We start from the raw sequence: 22,174 nt of genomic DNA, 5'->3' as shown, positions 1-22,174 counted from the left end.
AAAGAGGGCTCCCGCGGGAGCCCTCTTTATTTGTCCGTCATCTGTATCGTCAGATGATGACGGTGGAGAAGCTGTGCTCCTCGTCGGGCTGGATGGTGATCCCGTCCTCGGCGGTGATGGCCGCCTCGACACAGAGCATGGTGCGATAACCGTCGTCACTCATGTCGGCCATGGCCGCGGCGCCCTCCGCCCAGGGATTCCAGACCACCACGCTGTCGTGGTTGCCGTTGACCACCCGGGTGGTGCGCTCACCATCCTGCACGCTGACCATGGGATCGGGCTGGCGGTAGATGCGATCCATGGCTGCGGTGACGGTCAGCGCTCCCTGTTGCAGTTCGTTTCGGCCGGTCAGCTTGTCCAGATAGGGTTCGCCGAGGCCGGTCACGGTCACCGCTTCCGGCGCACTGATCTGCAGGTAGGTGTGCAGGGCGGCATTGTAGGTGAGCGCTGACTTGCCGGTGTTGCGGGTGGTCAGCACCAGGGAAAGCTCCTTGCCGACCAGTACGTCCAGCTCCAGCTCGAAGGCATGGGGCCAGAGTGTCCTGCTGGCATCGTTGTCACGCAGGGAGAGGTGGATGAGTGTGCCATCCCCGTGATCGGAGACCCCATCCAGCGTCCACAGGCAGTTGCGTGCGAAGCCATGAGCCGGCTTGCCGCTGCCAACGCGAGCGGGGGAGGGGCCGAACCAGGGCCAGCAGAGGGGAATGCCGCCGCGAATGGGCTTGCTGCCATCCAGTATCGCCTTGTCGCTGAGCCAGAGAGAGGCCGGCTCACCATGGCGTTGGTAACGCAGCACATGGGCGCCAAACAGGCTTATCTCGGCCCTAGCGTGCTCATTGTCTATGGTCAGCAGGGGCAGGCCATCCTGGCTCAGGGTGCAGTGGGCAGTCAGCGTACGTGTCGGTGTCATAAAGGCTCCAGTGCTCGGGGACATTCAGAAAGGGTCCGTGATTCAGAATACAAAAAGGCGGCCATTGGCCGCCTTTTTTCAAGCTACGCGATTGCGCATCCCAAATTACTTGGAGATGTGAGCGATCAGGTCCAGAACCTTGCTGGAGTAGCCCATTTCGTTGTCGTACCAGGAGACGACTTTCACGAAGGTCTTGTTCAGCTGGATACCAGCCTTGGCATCGAACACGGAAGTCTGACGCTCACCCAGGAAGTCGGTGGAAACCACTTCGTCTTCGGTGTAGCCCAGCACGCCCTTCATGGCGCCTTCGGAGGCAGCCTTCATGGCCTGGCAGATTTCAGCGTAGGACGCTTCTTTCTTCAGGTTGACGGTCAGGTCAACAACGGACACGTCCGGAGTCGGAACGCGGAAGGCCATGCCGGTCAGCTTGCCGTTCAGTTCCGGGATGACCACGCCAACAGCCTTGGCAGCACCGGTAGAGGACGGGATGATGTTCTGAGCCGCACCGCGGCCACCGCGCCAGTCTTTGGCAGACGGACCATCAACGGTCTTCTGGGTAGCAGTGGTAGCGTGAACGGTGGTCATCAGGCCGGATTCGATACCGAAGGTATCGTTCAGAACCTTGGCGATGGGGGCCAGGCAGTTGGTGGTGCAGGAAGCGTTGGAAACGATGTCCTGGCCAGCGTAGGAATCCTGGTTGACGCCCATGACGAACATCGGGGTAGCGTCTTTGGACGGGCCGGTCAGTACGACTTTCTTGGCACCGGCAGCGATGTGCTTGCGAGCGGTTTCGTCGGTCAGGAACAGACCGGTGGCTTCGGCAACAACGTCAACACCGATTTCGCCCCATTTCAGGTTGGCCGGGTCACGTTCAGCGGTAACACGTACGGTTTTGCCGTTGACGATCAGGTTGCCGTCTTTGACTTCAACAGTGCCCTTGAAGCGACCGTGAGTGGAGTCGTACTTCAGCATGTAAGCCATGTAGTCAACGTCGATCAGGTCGTTGATACCAACCACTTCGATGTCAGCACGCTCAGCGGCCAGACGGAAAACGAAACGACCGATACGGCCAAAACCGTTAATACCTACTTTGATAGTCATAATTGGTTACCTAACTGTTCAGTAGTCAAAGAAAATTCCGTTTGTAAATTTACTAGAACTCCCTCGCGAGTCAACCAACAATCTGCGCGAAATTGCGCTATATCATGAAAAACTGTGAAATTTATTTTCGGTTTATGTAACTGGCTACCAACTTTTGTTGAATGCATCATCAGCAAAGTCGGTGGCAGAGAACAACAATAGTGCCTGCCCGGTCACACATCCAGCCGGGGAGATATGTAAAAATGTGCGCGGTTTAGCATGGCCAAAGAGCCACTGTTCAAGTACCAACCATAAAAATTAATCACAAAATAGCGTAGACAGAATCCACAGCGGGAATTCTCAAACTATGACCACCCTGATTGAACAGCTGGCTGCCGCCAAAGGCATTGCCAGTGAGTATGTTGATGCCTGGGGCCAGCCGGCCCTGGTATCGGAAGAGAGCAAGGCCGCCATGCTGGGCGCCATGGGCTACCGCGTCGATGACGAAGCCGCCCTGTCCGAACAGCTTGAGCAGGAGCACCGCCAGCACTGGCTGCGCGCGCTGGATCCCGTGATGGTGGTACGTAGCGGCGACGCCGTTACTCTTGAGGTTCGCCTCCCCATCGAATTCGTCAACGATGCCCTCACCTGGCAGCTCCAGCAGGAGCAGGGTGCAGTGCTGTCCGGTCAACTCACCCCCATCGAGGGTGAGCTGGTCGGGGTGGCCGAGTTCGAGGAGATGGAGTGCCAGGCCTATCGCGTCACCCTGGATGTGCAGCCTGCGCTGGGTTATCACCAGCTCATCCTGCTGGAAGAGGGCAATGACGAGCCGCTGGCCACCATGCGTCTCATCGTCGCCCCCAAGTCCTGCTACAAGCAGGCGCCCATCGCCAATGGTCGCAAGGTGTGGGGCCCGAGCGTCCAGCTCTACTGCCTGCGCAGCCGCCACAACTGGGGCATCGGCGATTTCAGCGATCTCGGCCAGCTGGTTGAGAATGCCGCCGCCTGGGGAGCCCACTTCGTCGGTCTCAACCCCATTCATGCCCTCTATCCGGCGAACCCGGAGAGTGCCAGCCCTTACAGCCCCTCTTCCCGTCGCTGGCTCAACGTCGCCTATATCGATGTGGAAGCGGTGCCCGAATTCCTGGGCAACGATCGCCTGAAAGCGGAAGTGGCGAGCCCGGCCTTCCAGCAGCACCTCACCTCCCTGCGGGTCAAGGACAATGTGGATTACACCGGCGTCATCCAGACCAAGATCGGGATGCTGCGCCAGGTGTTCGACCAGGCCAGCTTCAGCGCCGAGCGTCAGGCTGCGTTCGATGCCTTTGTGGCTGCAGGCGGTGACAGCCTGCAACAGCAGGCAGCGTTTGACGCCCTGCAGGCCCACTTCTATGCCAAAGGCGAGAATGCCTGGGGCTGGCCGGTCTGGCCCGAGGCGCTGCGCGATTACCACAACCCCGAAGTGGCGGCCTGGATGGCCGAGCACCAGCAGGATGTGGCCTTCTATCTCTATCTGCAGTTCCTGGCTGACGAGCAGCTGGCCCGGGCCGATGCCCGCGCCAAGGCCGCCGGCATGGTGATGGGGATCTACCGGGATCTGGCGGTCGGCGTCTCCGAAGGCTCCACCGAGATCTGGGCAAACCGGGATCTCTACTGCCCGAAAGCCTCGGTCGGTGCACCGCCCGACATTCTCGGCCCCCTCGGCCAGAACTGGGGCCTGCCCCCCATGAACCCGAACCAGCTGTTCGAGGCCGCCTACCAGCCCATGGTGGATCTGTTCCGTGCCAACATGCGCTCCTGCGGCGCCCTGCGCATCGACCACGTGATGGCCTTGCTGCGCCTGTGGTGGGTGCCGCCCGGAGAGTCGGCCGCCAAGGGGGCCTACATCTATTACCCGGTTAATGACCTGCTGGGGATCCTGGCGCTGGAATCCCATCGCAACCAGTGCCTGCTGATCGGCGAGGATCTGGGGACCGTGCCGGAGGGGATCGACGTGACCCTGAAAGAGAACGGCGTCCACTCCTACAAGGTGTTCTTCTTCGAGCGCTCCAAGGACGATGGTGGCTTCATCTCCCCGGCGCACTACGCCGAGCAGGCGATGTCCGCCCTGACCACCCACGACATGCCGACCCTCAAAGGCTTCTGGCACTGCGACGATCTGGCGCTGGGACGCGAACTGGGCCTGTACCCGGATGAAGACGTACTCAAGACCCTGTATGCTGATCGCCACCAGGCCAAGCAGCGGATCCTTGACAGCCTGCATGCTCATGGGGTCATCTCTGGCAATATCAGTCAAGACGTGAACTGGGTCGGCATGAATACCGAGCTCAACCACGGTCTGCAACTGCACATGTCCCGCGGCAGCTGTGCCCTGTTCAGCACCCAGCTCGAAGACTGGCTGGAGATGGACAAGCCGGTCAACGTGCCGGGTACCAGCTACGAGTACCCCAACTGGCGTCGCAAGCTCTCCCGGGATCTGGAGGATATCTTCGCCGACGAGGCGCTCAAGAATCTGGCGGGCAAGATGAGCCGGGCCCGTGACGAGGCCAGCCGTTGAGCCTTGAACGCCAACATGTGACTCACTTTCATCCGCTTCGGCTTCGGCCGAAGCGGATGTTCAGCCATCAAAGGAAATGTCGATGCCCGTTGAACGTTTGGTTGCCGCCCGCTGTGCCGATCCCTTCTCCCATCTAGGCCTGCTGGCCAATCCGGATGGGCCAGGCCTGAAACTCACCGCCTGGTTGCCCGATGCACTCGAGGTCCGGGTCAGGGATCTCAAGTCAGGCAAGATAGTTGCCACCCTGACCGCCGCTGACGAAGCGGGCCTCTTTGAAACTGTTTTCACCCGCCGCAAGAATCCTTTCCCCTACCAGCTCATCGCGACCTACGCCGACGCCAGTGCCGACATCATCGATCCCTATCAGTTCCAGGCTGCCGCCTGGGAAGGGCTGGCGGAACTCACCTGGCAACCGGAAAACCTCTACCACACCCTCGGCGCCCAGTTGCGCACCGTGACGCACCTCGGCCAGCAGGTGGAAGGGGTACGCTTTGCCGTCTACGCGCCGAGCGCCACGGCGGTGAGCCTCATCGGCGATTTCAACTTCTGGGATGGCCGCCGTCACCCCATGCAGCGCAGCCAGTGCGGCCACTGGGTGCTGTTCGTGCCGGGGCTCGAGGCCGGGGATCGCTACAAGTTCGAACTCAAGGACCCGGCGGGCAATCGCCTGCCCCACAAGAGCGACCCGGTGGGCTTCTACTGCGAGCAGTACCCCTCGTTCGCCTCCGTGGTCTATGACCACGGCCAGTACCAGTGGCAGGACGCCGACTGGCGCGAGAGTCAGCTCAATGACAAGCGCGAGCAGCCCCTTTCCATCTACGAGCTGCACGTGGGTTCCTGGAAGCGTCACTCCAACGGCGACAGCCTGAGCTGGCGCGAGCTGGCGGTGGAACTGGTGGATTACATCAAGGAGATGGAGTACACCCACATCGAGCTGCTGCCAGTCTCCGAGCATCCCTTCAGCGGCTCCTGGGGCTACCAGCCGGTGGGCATGTTCTCCCCCACCAGCCGCTACGGCACGGCCGACGATTTCAAATACTTCGTGGATCAGTGCCACCAGGCGGGGATCGGCGTGATTCTGGATTGGGTGCCCGCCCACTTCCCGTCCGATGCCCACGGCCTGGCCCGCTTCGACGGCACGCCGCTCTACGAGTACGAAGATCCGCGCCGTGGCTGGCACCCGGACTGGAACTCCTACATCTATGACTTCGGTCGCGACACCGTGCGCCAGTTCCTGGTGGCCAGCGCCCTGTTCTGGCTCGACAAGTTCCACATCGACGGCCTGCGGGTGGATGCGGTCGCCTCCATGCTCTATCTGGATTACTCCCGCAACGCCGGTGAGTGGGTGCCCAACGTCGATGGTGGCAACCACAACTACGAGGCGATCAGCCTCTTGAAGTGGACCAACGAGGAGGTGTACGGCAAGTACCCCCACGCCATGACCATCGCCGAGGAGTCCACCGCCTTTGCCGGGGTCTCCCGTCCCACCTTCCTCGGTGGCCTGGGGTTTGGCTTCAAGTGGAATATGGGCTGGATGCACGACACCCTCAGCTACATGCAAAAAGAGCCCATTCACCGTCGCTACCACCACAACGACATGACCTTCTCCATGGTGTACCACTATGACGAGAACTTCATTCTGTCCCTCTCCCACGACGAGGTGGTCCACGGCAAGCACTCCCTGCTCTACAAGATGCCGGGGGACGAGTGGCAGCAGGCCGCCAACCTGCGCGCCTACATGGGCTTCATGTATGCCCACCCCGGCAAGAAGCTCAACTTCATGGGCACCGAGATCGCCCAGAGCAACGAGTGGAATCATGATGCCCAGCTGCCCTGGCACCTGTTGCAGTACCCCAGGCACGGCGGCCAGCAGCGGCTGATCCGGGATCTCAACCACCTCTATCGTCATGAACCTGCCTTGTATCAGGCGGATTATGAACAGGCCGGTTTCCGCTGGCTGGATCACCAGGATGCGGACAACAGCATCTTCGCCTGGCTGCGGGCCGACAAGCTGGGGGCCCATCCGCTGGTGGTGGCCTGCAACTTCACCCCGGTGCCGCGCATCGGTTACCGTCTCGGGGTGCCGGCTGCCGGTCGCTATCGGGTGGTGCTCAACACCGACAGCGAGCATTACTGGGGCAGCAACTATGATGTGGGTCTGGTCTTCGTCGCCGAGGCGACCCCCTGGCAGGGGATGGCACACAGCCTGGTGCTGGACTTGCCGCCGCTCGCGACCTTGTTCATCAAACAGGAGTCCTGATGTTTGAAATGGAAAACGGGGTAGATCACCCGCTTGGCGCCCGTCTGGACGAGACGGGCTGCCACTTCTGTGTCTGGGCTCCCCAATCGGACAAGGTGGAGCTCTGCCTGTTCGACGACGAGGAGCAGGAGCTGGCGCGTCTCCCCTTGCCCGGTCGGCGCGGTCAGTACTGGTTCGGCCACGTGCGCGGGGTCAAGGCCGGTCAGCGCTATGGTTACCGGGTGCATGGCTCTCCCCAGGAGGGGTTGCTGTTCGACCCGGACAAGCTGCTGATAGACCCCTACGCCCGGGCGCTCAGCCGTGCCACCCACTGGGACGATGCCCTCTACGAGGGGGACAGCGCGGCCATGGTGGGCAAGTCGGTGGTGGTGGACGATGCCTTCGACTGGCAGGGGGTCGGCAAGCCCGGCATCCCGCCGGAGCGGGTCGTGCTCTACGAGACCCACGTCAAGGGGTTCACCCGCCAGCACCCCGGCATCCCCAAGGCGTTGCAGGGCACCTATCTGGGCATCAGCCACCCGCTGATGATCGAGCATCTGCAGGGGCTGGGGGTGACCTCGGTCCAGCTGATGCCGGTGGCGGCCTTCATGTCCGAGCCCCGGCTCGAGCAGCTGGGGCTCACCAACTACTGGGGCTACAACCCCATCGCCTTCTTCGCGCCCGAACCGCGCTACGGGGCGAAGGATGCGGTGACCGAGTTCAAGACCATGGTGCGCGAGCTGCACCGGGCCGGGCTCGAGGTGATCCTGGACGTGGTCTACAACCACACCGCGGAGTCGGGCTTCGACGGCCCCATGCTCTCCCTCAAGGGGTTTGACAACGCGGGCTACTACGCCTTCGAGTCGGGGGCCCACGGTCCGGATTACCATCGCCACGCCAACGTCACCGGCTGCGGCAACAGCGTCAATCTGGATCACCCCAACACCCTGCGACTGGTGCTCGATGCCCTGCGCTACTGGGTCACCGAGATGCAGGTGGACGGTTTCCGCTTCGATCTGGCGGTCACCCTGGCGCGGGAAGCGGGGGAGTTCGATCCCATGAGCGCCTTCTTCAAGGCCATGATGGCGGATCCCGTGCTGGCGCGGGTCAGGCTCATCGCCGAACCCTGGGACATCGGCCCCTTCGGCTATCGTCTCGGCCAGTTTCCGAGCCAGTGGCTGGAGATCAATGATCGTTACCGCGACACGGTGCGCGCCTTCTGGCGCGGGGATGCGGGCAAGATGGGGGATTTTGCCACCCGTCTGGTGGGCTCGCGGGATCTCTTCCCGAAGAACTGGCGCTCCCCCCACACCAGCGTCAACTACCTCTGCTATCACGACGGCTTCACCCTCGAGGATCTGGTCTCCTACAACCAGCGCCACAACCAGGCCAACGGCGAGGACAACCGGGACGGCCACGGCAACAACCTCTCCAGCAACCACGGGGTGGAGGGGCCGACCCTAGACCCGCGCATCAACAACCTGCGCCAGCAGCAGAAGCGCAACCTCATCGCCACCCTGCTGCTGTCACAGGGGACGCCCCACTTCCTCGCCGGGGACGAGATGGGCCGCAGCCAGCTCGGCAACAACAACGCCTACTGTCAGGACAACCAGATAAGCTGGGTGAACTGGCAACTGCGCCCGGAGGACGAGCGGCTGCTTGCCTTCACTCGCCAGATGATGGCGCTGCGGGCGGAGTCCGGGGTCTTCTCCAACCTGCAACTGAGCGACGACGGCTGGAACGGTAAGGCGATCAGCTGCCACCAGGTGAACTGGTATCACCCGGACGGCCATCAGCTCACCGATCAGGACTGGCACGCCCCCATGGGGCAGGCGTTTGCCATGGACATCGGCATGATCGGCTGCACCGGGGAGCGCTGGTACGTGCTGTTCAACGCCAGCGACTATGACATCCAGTTCCGCCTGCCGCCGCCGGGGGAGGGCATGGAGTGGATCCAGACCATCGACACCGCCACCAACGACGGCCTGCCCTTCCTGCCGGACGACATCAAGCGGCAGGTGGCGGTGGGGCGTGCCCACTCCCTCAAGCTGCTGGAGCGGGTCGCCCTGCCGGCGGCGGTGCTGGCGAGCGAAGGGGTGGTGGCAGCGGATGTTGTCGCCGTGTTGCCAACGGGATCACAGTTCCCGCTGGCGGGGTAGAGCCAGGCGCCCTGACTGGGTATGCTGGGCACCGTTATCAGTGGTGAGGAGCCGGAATGAGCAGTAACAACCCTGAACAGTGGCGCGACAAGCTGAGTGCAGAGCAGTTCCACGTCTGCTGGGAGAAAGGGACCGAGCGTCCCTACAGCGGTGCCCTGCTGCACAACCGCAAGAGCGGCGATTACCACTGCGTCTGCTGCAAGCAGGTGCTGTTCCACTCAGGAGCCAAGTTCGACGCGGGCTGCGGCTGGCCCTCGTTCGACCGGGCCATCGAGGGGACGGTGACCTACACCGAGGACAACAGCCACGGCATGAAGCGGGTGGAGATCACCTGCAGTCAGTGCGGCTCCCACCTCGGCCACGTCTTCCCCGACGGGCCGACCGAGACCGGCCAGCGCTACTGCGTCAACAGCCTGAGCCTGGATTTCGAGCCCGACGCCTGATCCCCGACACGACCAGCGGCGCCTCCCTTCGGAGGCGCCGCTTTTTTATCTCCCCCTGTCAGGTGCCGGGCTATGCCAGCGGCAGGTAGATGTCGGTGACCAGCTCATGGGTGGGCACCTCGTGTACAAAGTTGTGGTAGTGGAAGAAGAGCGGAAAATCCCGCAGCTCTTCGCCGCTGGCGGGCAGCCAGTCGCGGTAGAGCGCCCGGGCACAGTCGGCCAGGAGGTCGTGGGAGCCGTGGTGGCGCACCACGGCGCAGCGCCCGGCCGGGATGAGGGCATTCTTCACGCCCCACTCATTGTCCTCGGCGACGGGGGCCTCGACGCTGCCACAGAGGGTAAAGCGAAACGCCGCACCCTCCGTCGTGGCGGGGTCGTCCGGCGCCAGGCCATAGGTCCGGCTGGTGGCGACCGGGGAGCCGCCCGTGGCCTTGCGCCACTGGATGAAGCGCGCCGCGGTGTCGTTGATGCGCTCGGGCAGGCCCTGATGGGTCAGGGCGGCGACGGCGGTCTGCGGGAACTGGATGATGTCGACTCGCATGGGGTCAATCCTCTTTGTGGGGGGCCGTGGCAGGCAGCGATGCCAGCTGGCCCAGTCCGGGTGATGCCTGAACTGGCTGGGCGTCAGGCCGAACGTCTGCTTGAAGGCGCGACTGAAAGATTCGCCATGCTGGAAGCCGGCATCGAGGGCGATATCAGTCACCTTGTCCAGAGGTGCGAATGCCAACCGGTAAGAGGCCCGCTTCAGCCGCAGCAGCTGGATGTAACGCCCCAGCGGCACGCCGCAGTAAGCGGCAAATTGCCGATGAAAGTGAAAGGGCGAAAAGTGCGCCACGGCGCTGAGCCGCTCCAGCGACAGGTCGTCGTCGAGATGGCGCTCGATGTGCTCTGTCACCGTTTGAAAGCGTCGGCGGTAGGCCTCTGTCTGGTTGTGATCCATGGTCTCTCCTCTGTGCTGCCCACTATCGGCCAACGGGCCCGAGCTGTCCTGACGGATCTTGCTCTCTTTGCCTCCCTTCGGTGAAAAGAGCCATGACCGACAGCCCGGCGGGCGCTGCCTGACTTGTCGCGGGTTCGTCAGGCCAGCAGCAGGGCTGCCCCCGTCAGCAGGGTGGCGAGGGGCAGAACGGGGAGCCGTGGCACCCGCAACAGGTAGAAGCCGACGGCGGCCAGCGCCAGATCGGTGGGGGAGAGCACGGCGCTCTGCCACACCGGCTGATAGAGGGCCGCCAGCAACAGCCCCACCACGGCGGCGTTGATGCCGGCCACGGCCCCCGCCAGACGGGGGCGGGCCAGCCAGTGCTGCCAGCAGGGGCCCAGCGCCCAGAGCAGCAAGAAACCCGGCAGGAAGAGCGCCAGGGTCGCCAGCAGCGCTCCGATGAAGGGAGTGGCGGGCAGCAGCACGGCGCCCAGGTAGGTGGCCAGGGTGAACATGGGGCCGGGTACCAGCTGGGCCAGGCCGTAGCCGGTCAGGAACTGCTGCTCGCTCAGGTGGTGACCCAGGCTCTCCTGCAACAGGGGCAGCACCACGTGACCACCGCCAAACACCAGGCTGCCTGCCCGGTAAAAGTCGGCCAGCAACTGGCTGACGGGGCCGCTCGCCACCAGGGGCAAGCCGAGGAACAGCAGGGCGAACAGCAGCAGGGTCGGCCAGTGAGGCTGGCGAGCCGGAGTGGACGCGAGGCCCTGACTCCCCGGGTGCGGCTCGCGCAAGGCACAGAGCAGGGCCGCGCCGAGCAGCATGGCGACCTGGGTCAGAAGACCGGGGGCGCACCAGAGGGCGGCGGCGGTGGCCACCATGACCCCCTGTTGCAGCGCCGTCTTGCAGAACTGGCGGCTCATGGTGAGCACGGCATCCGCCACCACGACGAGCGCCAGCAGCTTGAGGCCGTGCAGGGCGGCGTCCAGCCAGAGGTTGCCCGCAAGCTGACCCAGACCGACGGCGGCCGCCAGCAACAGCAGGAAGGAGGGGAGGGTAAAGCCGACGAAGGCGGCCAGGGCGCCGCCGATGCCGGCGCGGTGGCGGCCGATGGCAAAGCCGAGCTGGCTGGAGGCCGGACCCGGCAGCAGTTGGCACAGGGCCAGCAACTGGGCGAACTCCCCCTGGTTCAGCCAGCCCAGCCGTTGGACAAAGGTGCGCTGAAAATAGCCGATATGGGCGGCCGGCCCGCCAAAACTGATGCATCCCAGCCACAAGAACTGCATGAATACCTGTCCCATCTTCCCCTCCTCGTCATCATCCTGGCCCGGATAATATGACAAAAAAGTGACAGTTTGGTGACGGTACGCCCTCCCGCGCTGCCTGCCATCAACAGGGGCTGGCGGGGGGGGCTGGTCGCCTCCGCCAGCTGACGAGAGGTGCCGGGATGACGCGCGGCAGCCTGCCGGTGAGGGTCAGGGGGCCGGTTGTGCCTGGGGCAGGTAGCATTGTCCCGCCAGCCAGCAGGCGATGGACTGGCGACTGGCATCGAAGTGAGGCTCGGGCAGAGTGTGCGGGTCGCACCAGATCCAGCCCTCGCATTTTTCCGGCTCCAGCAGTTGCGGCTCCCCGTCCACCTCTGCCAGCAGGGTGACCGAGATGTAGTGCAGGCCGCTCTCGCGCCAGGTCTCCAGGTTGTTGGTGACGGCGATGACGCGAGGCTGGCGGATGACGAAGCCGGTCTCCTCCACCACCTCCCGGATGGCTGCCGACTCGAAGGTCTCCCCCAATTCCAGATGACCGCCTGCGATGGACCAGTAGGGGGCATGGCTGCCCTTGCGCTTGCCAAGCAGTACCTGGCCCTGGCCATTGGTGAGAATGACGCCGACACCGACGCGGGGATAGGGGGTAGACATAGGGGAGGCTCCTTGCTGAGACGGCGGGGTGCGCCAGGGAAAACGGGCCCACCTTAGGGGGGATGGGCCCGTTGCGCAAGCCGCCTGTTCAAGGGCGATCGGATGCCGATTTTCCATCGCTTAAATGGATGGGTCTGGCGACATTCTATCTGTTAAATAGATGGGAAATGCCCCCGGATCAGGGCAGTCTGACCAGCATCTTGCCGGTATTGTGGCCCTGGAACAGTCCGATAAAGGCTTGCGGCATGCTGGCCAGCCCCTCGCTGACGGTCTCCTCGGCCTGGAGGATGCCCGCCTCGAAGGCCGGCATGGCCTCGGCCAGGAACTCCCCGTAGTGCTGCCAGTGATCGGAGACCAGCAACCCCTGCATCAGGATGCGCTTGCGGATCACCTGGGAGAGGTTGCGCGGGCCGCTGGCCTGGCCGTTGCTGTTGTACTGCTCGATGAGGCCGCACAGCACGATGCGCCCGTGCACCACCAGGTGGTTGAGGGCGGCATCCAGCATGGCGCCCCCCACGTTTTCGAAGTAGACGTGGATGCCTTCGGGGGCGAGGCGGGCCAGCTCGGCGTCGAGATCCGGGGTCTCCCGGTAATTGATCACCGCATCGGCTCCCAGGGTCTTGAGGTAGGCGACCTTGTCGGCCGAGCCGGTGGAGCCGATGACCCTGGCTCCCGCCTGCTTGGCGAGCTGGACCGCCATGGTGCCGACCGCCCCGGAGGCCGCCGAGACCAGCAGGGTTTCACCGGCCTTCAGGTGTGCCACCTTGTGCAGGCCCGCCCAGGCGGTCATGCCCGGCATGCCGAGGGCGCCGAGGAAGCGCTGGGGCGGCAGGGTGGTGTCGGGCAGGCGGGTGAGCTGGGCGGCGTTTGCCACGAAGGCATCCCGCCAGCCCAGCATGCTGCTCACCTTGTCCCCCACCTTGAAATCGGGATGGCGCGATGCCTGTACCGTGCCGATGGCGCCGCCGTCGAGGGGACCGTTGAGGGGGAAGGGAGGAACGTAGCTTTTTGCCTCGCTCATGCGACCGCGCATGTAGGGGTCCACCGACAGCCACTGGTTGGCGACCTGCACCTCTCCCTCCTGCAGGGCGGGCAGGGGCACGTCCCGGAGGGCGAAGTCCTCCAGGGTGGGGAGACCGGTGGGGCGACGCAGCAGTTGGATTTGATGGCTGATGGCATTCATGGGCATTCTCCGGCAGTGGGGCCGCGCGTCGGGCGGCGGCCTGGTATTTTTGTTTGTGTGCAAACTAAAATCAGGGTAGTCCTGAACGCGGGGGCTGGCAACTGTTTTGTGTGCAAACTATTCAGCCCCGAAGTTGATGGGGTATACTGCCCCCTTGTCGTCAGCGAGGTCCTCCATGAGCGAATTGAAAAAGCAGGTCTGTTTTGCCCTCTACAGCGCCTCCAATGCGGTGATGCGTGCCTATCGGCCGCTGCTGGACAAGCTGGATCTCACCTATACCCAGTACCTGGTGATGCTCTCGCTCTGGGCCCGGGACGAGGTCAGCCTCAAGGAGATAGGGCAGGAGACCGGACTGGATGCGGGCACCCTGACCCCCATCGTCAAGCGGCTGGAGAGCAAGGGGTGGCTGACCCGCACCGTCTCCCACGAGGATGAGCGGCAAAAGTGCATCAGTCTGACCGAGGCGGGACGCCAGTTGCAGAAGGAGGTCAGGGAGTGCTGTCTGGCGGACAGCTTGCGCAATCAGGTGGATCTGACCGATGCTGAGTTGGCCCAGCTCAAGCAGCTTTGCGATCGCGTGGCGGCGCAGCTGGGGCGCTGATCCCTTTTCCCGTCAGGAGTGACCCGATGAAACCCATGCAATCCCTGCTGCCTCTGTTTGCCATCCTGCTGTGCGCCTGCGCCGATACCTCCTATCCCCGTTCCGAGCTGCAGATCGACGATGCCGATGCCTGGCAGGCCATCTGCAAGGACGGGGTCCGGGTGCGGGCGGTCACCGACGAGGGGATCTGTGCGGATCACCGCGGGGTGGCCATGTGGACAAATAAACCAAGGGCTGCACGGATGGCAGAAGAAGCGGCCAAGTAGTGTGACCTGTACGACATAAAATGACATGACCGGCCATGGGGCCGGTTTTTTTCGCGATCTTGCCAGCACTTTGGCACCTTGTTCATGGTGCACTCATTTTTCTCTTCCCATACTGGCCCTCAAGGTAGCAAACCAACAGGAGAGAGAGATGCAATCATCCATCGTCGGGCTCTCCATTCTGTGGGGGCTGGCCAGCTTTGGTGTTCAGGGGGATTTCATCGAGAGCCGTGATACCGCCTCCCCCTCCTGGCAGGCCGAGTCCAGAGTGGAGATGGAAGGGTACTTGATGGAGTCGTTGGGCGCCGATCGCTGGGTGTTCGACAACGGCAGCGAGAGCCTGGAAATCTCTCTGCCCAAAGGGCAGTGGGTGTCGACCGGTGAGCGGCTGCGGCTGCGTGGCGAACCCCTGCAGGAGCAGAGCGGCTGGTTGCTGCAGGTGCAGGACGTCAGCCAGGTCGAGGCATGACGAGGCGTCCACCACCTGGCGGCGCGATGGCGCCCGGGGGCTGTGTTGACCGCGAATGCCCTTGATAGCAGAGACAAGAAGAGGAGGCCCTGGCCTCCTCTTGCTTTTGGTGCTCCTCGGATGCGGGGTGGGTTGTCAGCCCAGGTGGTTGAGGGGCAGGGCGGTCTTGTGCTTGATGCGGCGCAGCACGAAGCTCGAACGCACCCCGGTCACGCCGGAGATGTGGGTCAGCTTGTCCAGCAGGAAGTGCTGGTAGTGCTCCATGTCCCGCACCACCACCTTGAGCTGGTAATCCGCATCGTTGCCGGTGATAAGGTCGCACTCCAGCACCTCGGGCAGATCCTTGACGGCGCGATCGAAGTTCTCGAACCGCTCCGGAGTGTGCCTGTCCATGGAAATGTGAATGTAGGCGGTGAGGGTCAGCCCCAGTTGGCGGGCATTGAGCAGGGTGACATGGGTATCGATGAGACCGGCATCCTCCAGCGCCTTGACCCGGCGCGAGCAGGGGGAGGGGGAGAGCCCGACCAGCTCGGCCAGCTCCAGGTTGCTGATGCGGCCATTCTCCTGCATCAGCTCCAGAATATGCCTGTCTATACGATCAAGTTTCAGCATTCTCCGTACCTCTTCGCAATTACTAATCCACTTTTCCTAGATTAAGGGTGAACTATTGCAAAAACAACTGAAAATACCTGCTACTTCACAACCACTCACCGCATCGCGGGGAGTACCATGATTACATCTTCCGGTGGCAAGACAGGCGCCCGACCAGGCACCTGTGGTGAAGGACCTTACCGGGTCAAGAGCCCCATCAGCCGTTCGACCTTATCGGGAAACAACGGGCTGGAACGAGAGCACCCCCTCCCCGAAGGCAACAAAGCAGGCATCCCGGCGCCTGCTTTGTTGTTTTTGCGTTCCGCCCGCTCAGGGGCGGGGCGGCCGGATGCGATAGAGGCAGCGGCTGTCCCCCTCCAGCAGATACTGCTCCCGCTCCACCTCGGCCGGCGCCAGCAACCGGCGAAACAGCGCCAGCTCGCTGCGGCAAAAGCCCCGACAGGCCCTGGCCGCACTGCAGATGGGGCAGTGACTCTCCCACCACAGCCAGCTGCCGTCCTCCTCCTGCGACATGTCCGCCATATACCCCTCCTGGGTGCGCAGTGCCTTGAGCGTCATCAGCCTGTCTGCCAGCGCCGGCTGGGTCAGCCTGGATTCATAGCGTGCCTGCATCTGCTGCTCCCGCCGCGTGATGAGCTGCTCCATGCCCGCGTCGCCAAACACCTGCCGGATGTCGTCGATCAGCTGCAGGGTCAGATCGCCATGGGTGTCGGGGAAGCGTTGCCAGGCCTGGTCGGTGAGGTGCCACAGGCGCACCGGGCGACCGCGGCCGCGGGCCTCGTCGCTAAACCCCACCCAGCCCTCGGACTCCAGGGCCATCAGGTGCTGGCGCGCCCCCATGGACGTCATCTGCAACTGGTCGCCGAGTTCGGCGGCGCTCTGGGGGCCGCGGGTTTTCAGCAGATAGAGGATCTTGTCGGTACTGGCGTTCATGGGGGCTCCGGTGGTGGGTATCGGTGCGGTGACCGCCTGGATGAGGTCATTATGGGTAGCAGGGCGATTTAAATCAACAATCTGCTTTACTTAATGGACGACCCCTCACAATATAAATAAACCGATAACTTTATTTAATGAGGCGAAGATGGAAGGGCTCAAGGGACAGGCGACCCTCTGGGTATTGGTGATGACGGTGACGCTGGCGGTGGCGGGATTCAGCCTGCCTTCCCCCGTCCTGGCGCCGCTGCTGCTGGATCCGGCCCAGGGCATGCTGACGCCACAGGCGTCGGACTGGAGCCGCAAGGTGTGGCTTGGCGTCATCATGGGGCTCTATCCGTTGTTTCAACTGCTGGGGGCCCCCTTGCTTGGCCGTCTCTCCGATCGCCATGGGCGCAAGCCGGTGCTGACACTCAGTCTGGTGGGGGTGCTGGCGGGGTATGTGCTGATGGCCCTCGGCATCGCCTGGCGTTCCCTGCCGCTCTTGCTGCTGAGCCGGGTGGTGGAGGGCTTCTTCAACGGCGACATCGCCATCGTGCAGGCGATGGCGGCGGACATGAGCACGGCCAGGACCAAGGCACGCAACTTCGCCCGCATCAATATCGGCATGAACCTGGGCTGGGTGGTGGGCCCCATGATCGGAGGCTATGCGGCCGTGGTCTCGGGGGATTACAGCCTGGCGGCCTGGCTGGCGGTGGGGATGACGGTGATCAACCTGCTGCTGGTGCTCTGGCTGCTGCCCAATCGTCTCCCGGTGCCGGCGACCCGGGATGAGGTTCCTCTCTCGACCCGCCAATTGCTGTTGCAACCTCGTCTCCTGCCCTACTTTGCCCTGACCCTGGCAAGCTACGGGGCGGTGCAGCTCTACTTCACCTACTTCAATGTCTGGCTGGTGGAGCGGCTGGCATGGGATCCGGTGCAACTGGCCCAGGCCGCCGTGCTGGTGAGCGTGCCCATGATGCTGGGCTCCTGGATCGGTGAGCAGTTGGCACGGCACTGGCGCGGCAGCTCCCTTGGCATCGTCGGCCACCTGGTGATGGCGGCGGGCATGCTGATGTTCATCCTGCCGACCCAGTGGTGGGGGCTCGCGCTCACCTTCATCCCGGCTGGCATCGGCATGAGTCTGGGGGAGCTGGCCACCTCGGTGGCGGTCTCCAACCGCAGCCATGCCAGCCAGCAGGGGCAGGCGATGGGGCTCTACCGCGGTCTGGCGGTGGGCAGCGAGATCCTGGCGGTGGTGCTGGGCAGCCTGGTGCTGCTGGCGGGGACCGAGTGGCCCTTCTACCTGGCCGGCCTCTGCGGCGTGATCTGTGCCTTCGGTTTCTACGGATTGCGCAGACGGGCTGACAGGCGAAACGCCGTGGCCGGGTGCGCCGAGGCGGGCTGACGAAGGGCGCGGGGATCACAGTTCGGCGACGGGATGACGGGCCGGACTTGCATCGCGGCGCCGAGTCTGGGACGGTATGGCTCTTTGCTCCGCTTTTCCCGACCCCCCGGCGAGCGCGTCTTCCATCATGGGCCTTGCTATGCCCAGTCCGCATTCCCGGCGGTGAGATGTGTCGTCATGGCACAGGAAACGGGAGGGGATGGCGCCGCACCCGTCTCGACATTCTTGGAGGTGATATGAGTCGTTATCAGGCCATTGCATTGGACATGGACGGTACCCTGCTGAACCGGGATCACAAGATCTCGTCCGCTACCCGGGCTGCCCTGGCCCAGGCCCGGGCCCACGACATCAAGGTGCTGCTGGTGACGGGTCGCCACTTCATGACGGCCCGTCCCTTCCACCACGAGCTGGCCCTCGACACCCCCATCATCTGCAGCAACGGTGCCTACCTCTATGATCCGGTGCAGGAGAGGATCCTCGCCGGGGATCCCCTGGCCGTGGCGCCTCTCACCACCCTGCTGGAGGAGGTGCAGGCCCAGCAGATGGGGGCGCTGTTCCACCTGGGGGACGGCATCGGCTACCTGGGCTGCGAGGAGCACGTGGGCCGGATGCGGCGCTGGTCGGCAACCCAGCCGGATCACCTCAAGGTCTCCCTGCTGCCCGCCGAGGATATCGAGTCCTGGTTGCAGTCCCCCATCTGGAAGCTGGAGTTGTTCAACCAGGATCCCGGCCGGTTGCACCGTTTCGTCGGGGAGGTGGTGGAGAGACTGCCCTTCACCCGTGACTGGGCGGCCCCCTATGCGGTGGAGCTGGTGCAGCCCGGTTGCAGCAAGGGCAACCGGCTGGCCCAATGGGCGGCGAGCGAGGGGATCGCCATGGAGAACCTGGTGGCCTTTGGCGACAACAACAACGACATCAGCATGTTCGAGCAGGTGGGGCTGGCGGTGGCCATGGGCAATGCGGCGCCCCAGATCCAGGCCCATGCAGACCGGGTCACCGCGGATCACAACGAGGATGGCATCGCCCTGGCGTTGCAGCGCTGGGTCCTGCCCGCCTGAGGGGAAAAACAGACGGCGGCATAAACAGAAAGGGGCCATGTCGGCCCCTTTTTGTCAGCTCCCGAAGGAGAACTGGATCACCCGATCCGGGAAGCGCAGCCGGTTGTAGTCCCGGTATACTCCTTCGTAGTGACGGATGGCGCGCTCGCGCTGGGCACGGTAGTAGTCGCGCTGGCGGCTGTCGCTCTCGCCCCGGATCTGCTGATCCAGCTGGTGGATGCTCCGCTCGGTGCGCTCCAGCTCCTGCTGCAATTCGCCGAGGCGCTGCTCCAGCAGGTACTCCTTGCGGCCGCGCTCGAACTGGGTGAGGAAGCTGGTGTCGTTGGGGCAGACCCCCAGGTATTCGCTCCCCTCCCGTCCCTTGCTGTAGGCAAGCTCGGGGATGCAATAGAGCTCCAGCCCCTTGGCGTAGCCGCGCTGCCACTCCGCCTCATCCACCTTGAGGCCGTACTCCCCGCAGGTCTTCTGATAGTCGCGGGTGGCGCTTCGGGTCTTGCCCTGCTCCCCGTCCTGATAGCCCTGGTTGTACCAGCTCATGGCACGGCACTCCTCCTCCGAGAGGGAACTGCACCCGGCGAGCAGGAAGGGAAGGGTCAACAACAGGATCTTGGGGGACATGAGGGGGCTCCGACAGCAAAGGGGGTGGGGCATTCTAGAAGAGGAGGCCCGTCCGGGACAAGCACCGGGCGAGGGGGCCGTATCATGATGTTTTTATCAGTATTTTCAAGCCGTTGTAGACGGGCTTCCGGCAGCCTTTTCTTGCCGGGGGAGGCAGGGTAAACTGCGCCTACTTTTAACTGGCATGTAACATAAAAACAATGAAAGTCCTGACCGTCGATTATCGCTCCCCCGATGCGGCCGAGCGCTTCACCGAATCCCTGCGCACCACCGGCTTCGGAGTGCTGACTCACCACCCCATCCCGAAGGAGCTGGTGCAGTCCATCTATGACAACTGGTATCGCTTCTTCATGAGCGAACAGAAGCAGGATTTCCTGTTCAATCGCGAGACCCAGGACGGCTATTTCCCGCCCTCGGTGTCCGAGGTGGCCAAGGGCCACAGCCAGAAGGACATCAAGGAGTACTTCCACATCTATCCCTGGGGCCAGATGCCGGCAGAGCTGAAAGAGCAGGCGATGGAGTACTACCGCCTGGCCAACGATCTGGCCGCCGAGCTGCTGGGCTGGGTGGAGCAACACACCCCGGGCGACATCGCCGCCCATTACAGCTGCCCGCTCTCCTCCATGATCGAAGAGAGCCACAAGACCCTGCTGCGGGTGCTGCACTACCCGCCCTTCGACGGCACCGAGGAGCCGGGTGCCATCCGCGCCGCCGCCCATGAAGACATCAACCTGCTGACCATTCTGCCCGCCTCCAACGAGCCGGGCCTGCAGGTGAAAGGTTCAGACGGGGAGTGGATGGATGTGCCCTGCGATTTCGGCACCCTCATCATCAACATCGGTGACATGCTGCAGGAGGCCTCCCGCGGTTACTACCCCTCCACCACCCACAGGGTCATCAACCCGACCGGGGGCAGTGCCGCCAAGTCCCGCATCTCCTTGCCGCTCTTCCTGCACCCCCGTCCGGACGTGGTGCTCTCGGAGCGTCACACTGCCCACAGCTATCTGATGGAGCGGTTGCGGGAGCTGGGGGTCATCTAATCCCGCCAGACCCGGGCAGACAACAAACCGGAGCATCCCCGCTCCGGTTTTTATTTTGTGGCACGATTGGTTGGTTATCCGAATTTTATTGGTTAATGATGCTAAAAACTGAGTTTTATATCGGATATACGCCGAGTGATTGCGCGCCCGCGGGCGTACTCTGAGCGCCATTTCGGGCCTCGCTGGCAGGCCCTTCGCGTGGAGTTCTTATGAAGCAGTCCCAATGGTCATCCCGGCTCGGTTACATCCTGGCCGCCGCAGGTTCCGCGGTCGGTCTCGGCGCCATCTGGAAGTTCCCCTATGTCACCGCCGCCAACGGTGGCGGCGCCTTCCTGCTGGTCTTTCTGCTGTTCAGCTTCACCCTGGGGGTGGCGGTGCTGATGGGGGAGACCCTGATCGGTAGCCTGACCCGGCGCGGGGTGGTGGGCGCCTTTGGTGAACTGATGGGCAGGTGCTGGCGCTGGGTCGGTGCCATGGGCTTGCTGTGCAGCCTGCTCATCTTCTGTTTCTACAGCGTGGTGGGCGGCTGGACCCTGGGGTACACGGGCATGGCCCTGGCGGGGGAGCTGCAACAGGGGGGCGGCGCGGCACTGACCGCCCGTTTCAACGACTACGTCGGTGATCCGCTCTGGCCGGTGCTGACCCACCTGCTGTTTGCCGGCTTGACCTGGTGGTTCGTGCGGGGCGGCGTGCAACAAGGGGTGGAGCGCACCCTGCGCTGGATGATGCCGGCCCTCTTCATCATGATCCTGCTGCTGGTGGCCTTCGGCCTCACCCTGCCGGGCGCCATGGCCGGGGTGCGCCACTTCCTGATGCCCGATTTCAGCAAGCTCGGCATGTCGGGTGTGCTGGACGCCATGGGGCTGGCCTTTTTCTCCCTCTCCATCGGCCTTGGCATCCACACCACCTATGGCGCCTACCTGCCTTCCAGCGAAGGGGTCGGTCGCTCCAGCCTCTGGGTGGTGCTGCTGGCGAGCGTCATCGCCGTGCTGGCGGGTCTGATGATCTTCCCGGTACTGGCGGCGACCGGCATTGATCCGGCCTCGGGCCCGGGCCTCACCTTCATGACCATGCCGGCGGTGTTCCAGCAACTGCCCTTCGGCCAGGGCCTGGCGGTGGTGTTCTTCTCCCTGCTGGTGGTGGCGGCGCTCTCTTCCTCCATCTCTCTGCTGGAGCACTTGCAGTGCTTCCTGTGCGAGAGCCTGGGCTGGTCCCGCCGCGCGGCGTGCAACCTGGTCATTGCCCTGGTGATGGCGGGGGGCATCCCGGTGAGTTTGTCGTTCGGTCCCTGGGCCTCCCTGACCCTGTTTGGCAAGAACATCTTCGAGTTGCTGGACTTCATCACCTCCAACCTGATGATGCCCCTGTTCGGGCTGGCCCTGACGCTGCTGCTGGGCTGGCGGCTCGGTCGCCAGGCGCTGCCCGAAGGGCTGGCTCCCCATTGGCGGGCCCTGCTGATGGGCTGCTGGCGCTGGCTGGCTCCCCTGCTCATTGGTGGCATTCTGGTGCGCGGCCTGATGTAGGGAGGCTTGGTCATCTCTGCCACTCCCCGGCCGGGCTGGCCGGAGAGTGGCGTGGCAGGATTGACTCTTTATAAAAATCTGTAAATTAAAAATTAATAGAGCAACAGTCTGTTGTTTTGACATTTTATTTTGATTAAATCTGTTTTTGGTTCTGTTTTAGACTATTTCCTGTCAACTTCTCTTGCCATGGTTTAGGCTGTGGCTCCTTTTTACCGTGCAGGCGTCGCCCTCCCATGTCACCCCTTATCGCTCTCTGTGGCCGAT

General features: G+C 63.5%; 20 protein-coding genes. 11 read left to right on the top strand and 9 right to left on the bottom strand.

Annotation, left to right across the window (positions count from 1 at the left end; all coding sequences use genetic code 11):
• Positions 1 to 49: 49 nt before the first annotated feature.
• Together ACB037_RS16530 and gap are read right to left on the bottom strand one after the other, a co-directional pair.
• Positions 50 to 910: a D-hexose-6-phosphate mutarotase gene (locus ACB037_RS16530; RefSeq protein ID WP_319863270.1), complete on the bottom strand. Its 861-nt coding sequence runs from the start codon at positions 908 to 910 to the stop codon at positions 50 to 52.
• A 105-nt stretch (positions 911 to 1,015) separates the two neighbouring features.
• Positions 1,016 to 2,011, bottom strand: coding sequence for a type I glyceraldehyde-3-phosphate dehydrogenase (gap, locus tag ACB037_RS16525; protein ID WP_010672882.1), 996 nt, complete (start codon positions 2,009 to 2,011; stop codon positions 1,016 to 1,018).
• A gap of 346 nt (positions 2,012 to 2,357) precedes the next feature.
• Between gap and malQ the strand changes: the two genes are divergently transcribed.
• The 4 genes from malQ to msrB all read left to right on the top strand — a co-directional run bounded on the left by malQ (position 2,358) and on the right by msrB (position 9,388).
• Positions 2,358 to 4,547, top strand: a complete 2,190-nt coding sequence (gene malQ / locus ACB037_RS16520; protein WP_042883055.1) for a 4-alpha-glucanotransferase — start codon at positions 2,358 to 2,360, stop codon at positions 4,545 to 4,547.
• Positions 4,548 to 4,629: 82 nt separating this feature from the next.
• On the top strand, positions 4,630 to 6,807 hold the full coding sequence (gene glgB / locus ACB037_RS16515) for a 1,4-alpha-glucan branching protein GlgB (protein ID WP_371175612.1): 2,178 nt from the start codon (positions 4,630 to 4,632) through the stop codon (positions 6,805 to 6,807).
• A complete protein-coding gene (gene glgX, locus ACB037_RS16510) occupies positions 6,807 to 8,945 on the top strand; it encodes a glycogen debranching protein GlgX (protein ID WP_371175611.1) in 2,139 nt (712 codons plus the stop codon). Before glgB ends, glgX begins: the two co-directional genes overlap by 1 nt.
• A gap of 56 nt (positions 8,946 to 9,001) precedes the next feature.
• The gene (gene msrB, locus ACB037_RS16505) at positions 9,002 to 9,388 is read left to right on the top strand and encodes a peptide-methionine (R)-S-oxide reductase MsrB (protein WP_010672886.1); all 387 of its coding nucleotides are present in this window, start codon (positions 9,002 to 9,004) and stop codon (positions 9,386 to 9,388) included.
• A 70-nt stretch (positions 9,389 to 9,458) separates the two neighbouring features.
• Here the strand turns inward: msrB and ACB037_RS16500 are convergent, their stop codons facing one another.
• The 4 genes from ACB037_RS16500 to ACB037_RS16485 form a co-directional block, all read right to left on the bottom strand.
• Positions 9,459 to 10,328 (bottom strand): GyrI-like domain-containing protein, encoded by an 870-nt coding sequence (locus tag ACB037_RS16500; RefSeq protein ID WP_069652457.1) that lies wholly within the window; start codon positions 10,326 to 10,328, stop codon positions 9,459 to 9,461.
• Between the two features lie 137 nt (positions 10,329 to 10,465).
• Positions 10,466 to 11,608 (bottom strand): chromate efflux transporter, encoded by a 1,143-nt coding sequence (chrA, locus tag ACB037_RS16495; protein ID WP_288212984.1) that lies wholly within the window; start codon positions 11,606 to 11,608, stop codon positions 10,466 to 10,468.
• 174 nt (positions 11,609 to 11,782) lie between these two features.
• Complete coding sequence (locus ACB037_RS16490; RefSeq protein ID WP_202044811.1) at positions 11,783 to 12,223, bottom strand: NUDIX hydrolase; 441 nt, start codon at positions 12,221 to 12,223, stop codon at positions 11,783 to 11,785.
• A 178-nt stretch (positions 12,224 to 12,401) separates the two neighbouring features.
• Complete coding sequence (locus ACB037_RS16485) at positions 12,402 to 13,406, bottom strand: NADP-dependent oxidoreductase (RefSeq protein WP_371175610.1); 1,005 nt, start codon at positions 13,404 to 13,406, stop codon at positions 12,402 to 12,404.
• 175 nt (positions 13,407 to 13,581) lie between these two features.
• Here ACB037_RS16485 and ACB037_RS16480 point away from each other — a divergent pair, with 175 nt between their 5' ends.
• The 3 genes from ACB037_RS16480 (at position 13,582) to ACB037_RS16470 (ending at position 14,739) form a co-directional block, all read left to right on the top strand.
• Positions 13,582 to 14,007 (top strand): MarR family winged helix-turn-helix transcriptional regulator, encoded by a 426-nt coding sequence (locus tag ACB037_RS16480; RefSeq protein WP_371175609.1) that lies wholly within the window; start codon positions 13,582 to 13,584, stop codon positions 14,005 to 14,007.
• A 35-nt stretch (positions 14,008 to 14,042) separates the two neighbouring features.
• Complete coding sequence (locus ACB037_RS16475) at positions 14,043 to 14,273, top strand: hypothetical protein (RefSeq protein ID WP_029313696.1); 231 nt, start codon at positions 14,043 to 14,045, stop codon at positions 14,271 to 14,273.
• A 148-nt stretch (positions 14,274 to 14,421) separates the two neighbouring features.
• Positions 14,422 to 14,739 (top strand): hypothetical protein, encoded by a 318-nt coding sequence (locus ACB037_RS16470; protein ID WP_041211026.1) that lies wholly within the window; start codon positions 14,422 to 14,424, stop codon positions 14,737 to 14,739.
• 135 nt (positions 14,740 to 14,874) lie between these two features.
• On the opposite strand, the gene ACB037_RS16465 is transcribed toward ACB037_RS16470, so the two are convergent.
• Both ACB037_RS16465 and ACB037_RS16460 read right to left on the bottom strand, forming a co-directional pair.
• A complete protein-coding gene (locus ACB037_RS16465; protein WP_010672894.1) occupies positions 14,875 to 15,351 on the bottom strand; it encodes an Lrp/AsnC family transcriptional regulator in 477 nt (158 codons plus the stop codon).
• Positions 15,352 to 15,660: 309 nt separating this feature from the next.
• Positions 15,661 to 16,284 (bottom strand): metalloregulator ArsR/SmtB family transcription factor, encoded by a 624-nt coding sequence (locus tag ACB037_RS16460; protein WP_041214535.1) that lies wholly within the window; start codon positions 16,282 to 16,284, stop codon positions 15,661 to 15,663.
• Positions 16,285 to 16,432: 148 nt separating this feature from the next.
• Here ACB037_RS16460 and ACB037_RS16455 point away from each other — a divergent pair, with 148 nt between their 5' ends.
• Together ACB037_RS16455 and ACB037_RS16450 are read left to right on the top strand one after the other, a co-directional pair.
• Complete coding sequence (locus ACB037_RS16455; RefSeq protein WP_371175608.1) at positions 16,433 to 17,671, top strand: MFS transporter; 1,239 nt, start codon at positions 16,433 to 16,435, stop codon at positions 17,669 to 17,671.
• A 236-nt stretch (positions 17,672 to 17,907) separates the two neighbouring features.
• On the top strand, positions 17,908 to 18,729 hold the full coding sequence (locus ACB037_RS16450) for a Cof-type HAD-IIB family hydrolase (RefSeq protein ID WP_109112599.1): 822 nt from the start codon (positions 17,908 to 17,910) through the stop codon (positions 18,727 to 18,729).
• 54 nt (positions 18,730 to 18,783) lie between these two features.
• Here ACB037_RS16450 and ACB037_RS16445 read toward each other — a convergent pair whose 3' ends face one another.
• The gene (locus ACB037_RS16445; protein ID WP_010672898.1) at positions 18,784 to 19,347 is read right to left on the bottom strand and encodes a DUF2799 domain-containing protein; all 564 of its coding nucleotides are present in this window, start codon (positions 19,345 to 19,347) and stop codon (positions 18,784 to 18,786) included.
• A gap of 200 nt (positions 19,348 to 19,547) precedes the next feature.
• Here ACB037_RS16445 and ACB037_RS16440 point away from each other — a divergent pair, with 200 nt between their 5' ends.
• Positions 19,548 to 20,387 (top strand): isopenicillin N synthase family oxygenase, encoded by an 840-nt coding sequence (locus ACB037_RS16440; protein WP_010672899.1) that lies wholly within the window; start codon positions 19,548 to 19,550, stop codon positions 20,385 to 20,387.
• A 209-nt stretch (positions 20,388 to 20,596) separates the two neighbouring features.
• Positions 20,597 to 21,910, top strand: a complete 1,314-nt coding sequence (locus ACB037_RS16435; RefSeq protein ID WP_371175607.1) for a sodium-dependent transporter — start codon at positions 20,597 to 20,599, stop codon at positions 21,908 to 21,910.
• Positions 21,911 to 22,174 lie beyond the last annotated feature (264 nt).

Source organism: Aeromonas sp. S19(2024), from assembly GCF_041402625.1.
Lineage (GTDB): Bacteria > Pseudomonadota > Gammaproteobacteria > Enterobacterales > Aeromonadaceae > Aeromonas > Aeromonas caviae.
This window is presented reverse-complemented; position numbering and strand designations above follow the sequence as displayed.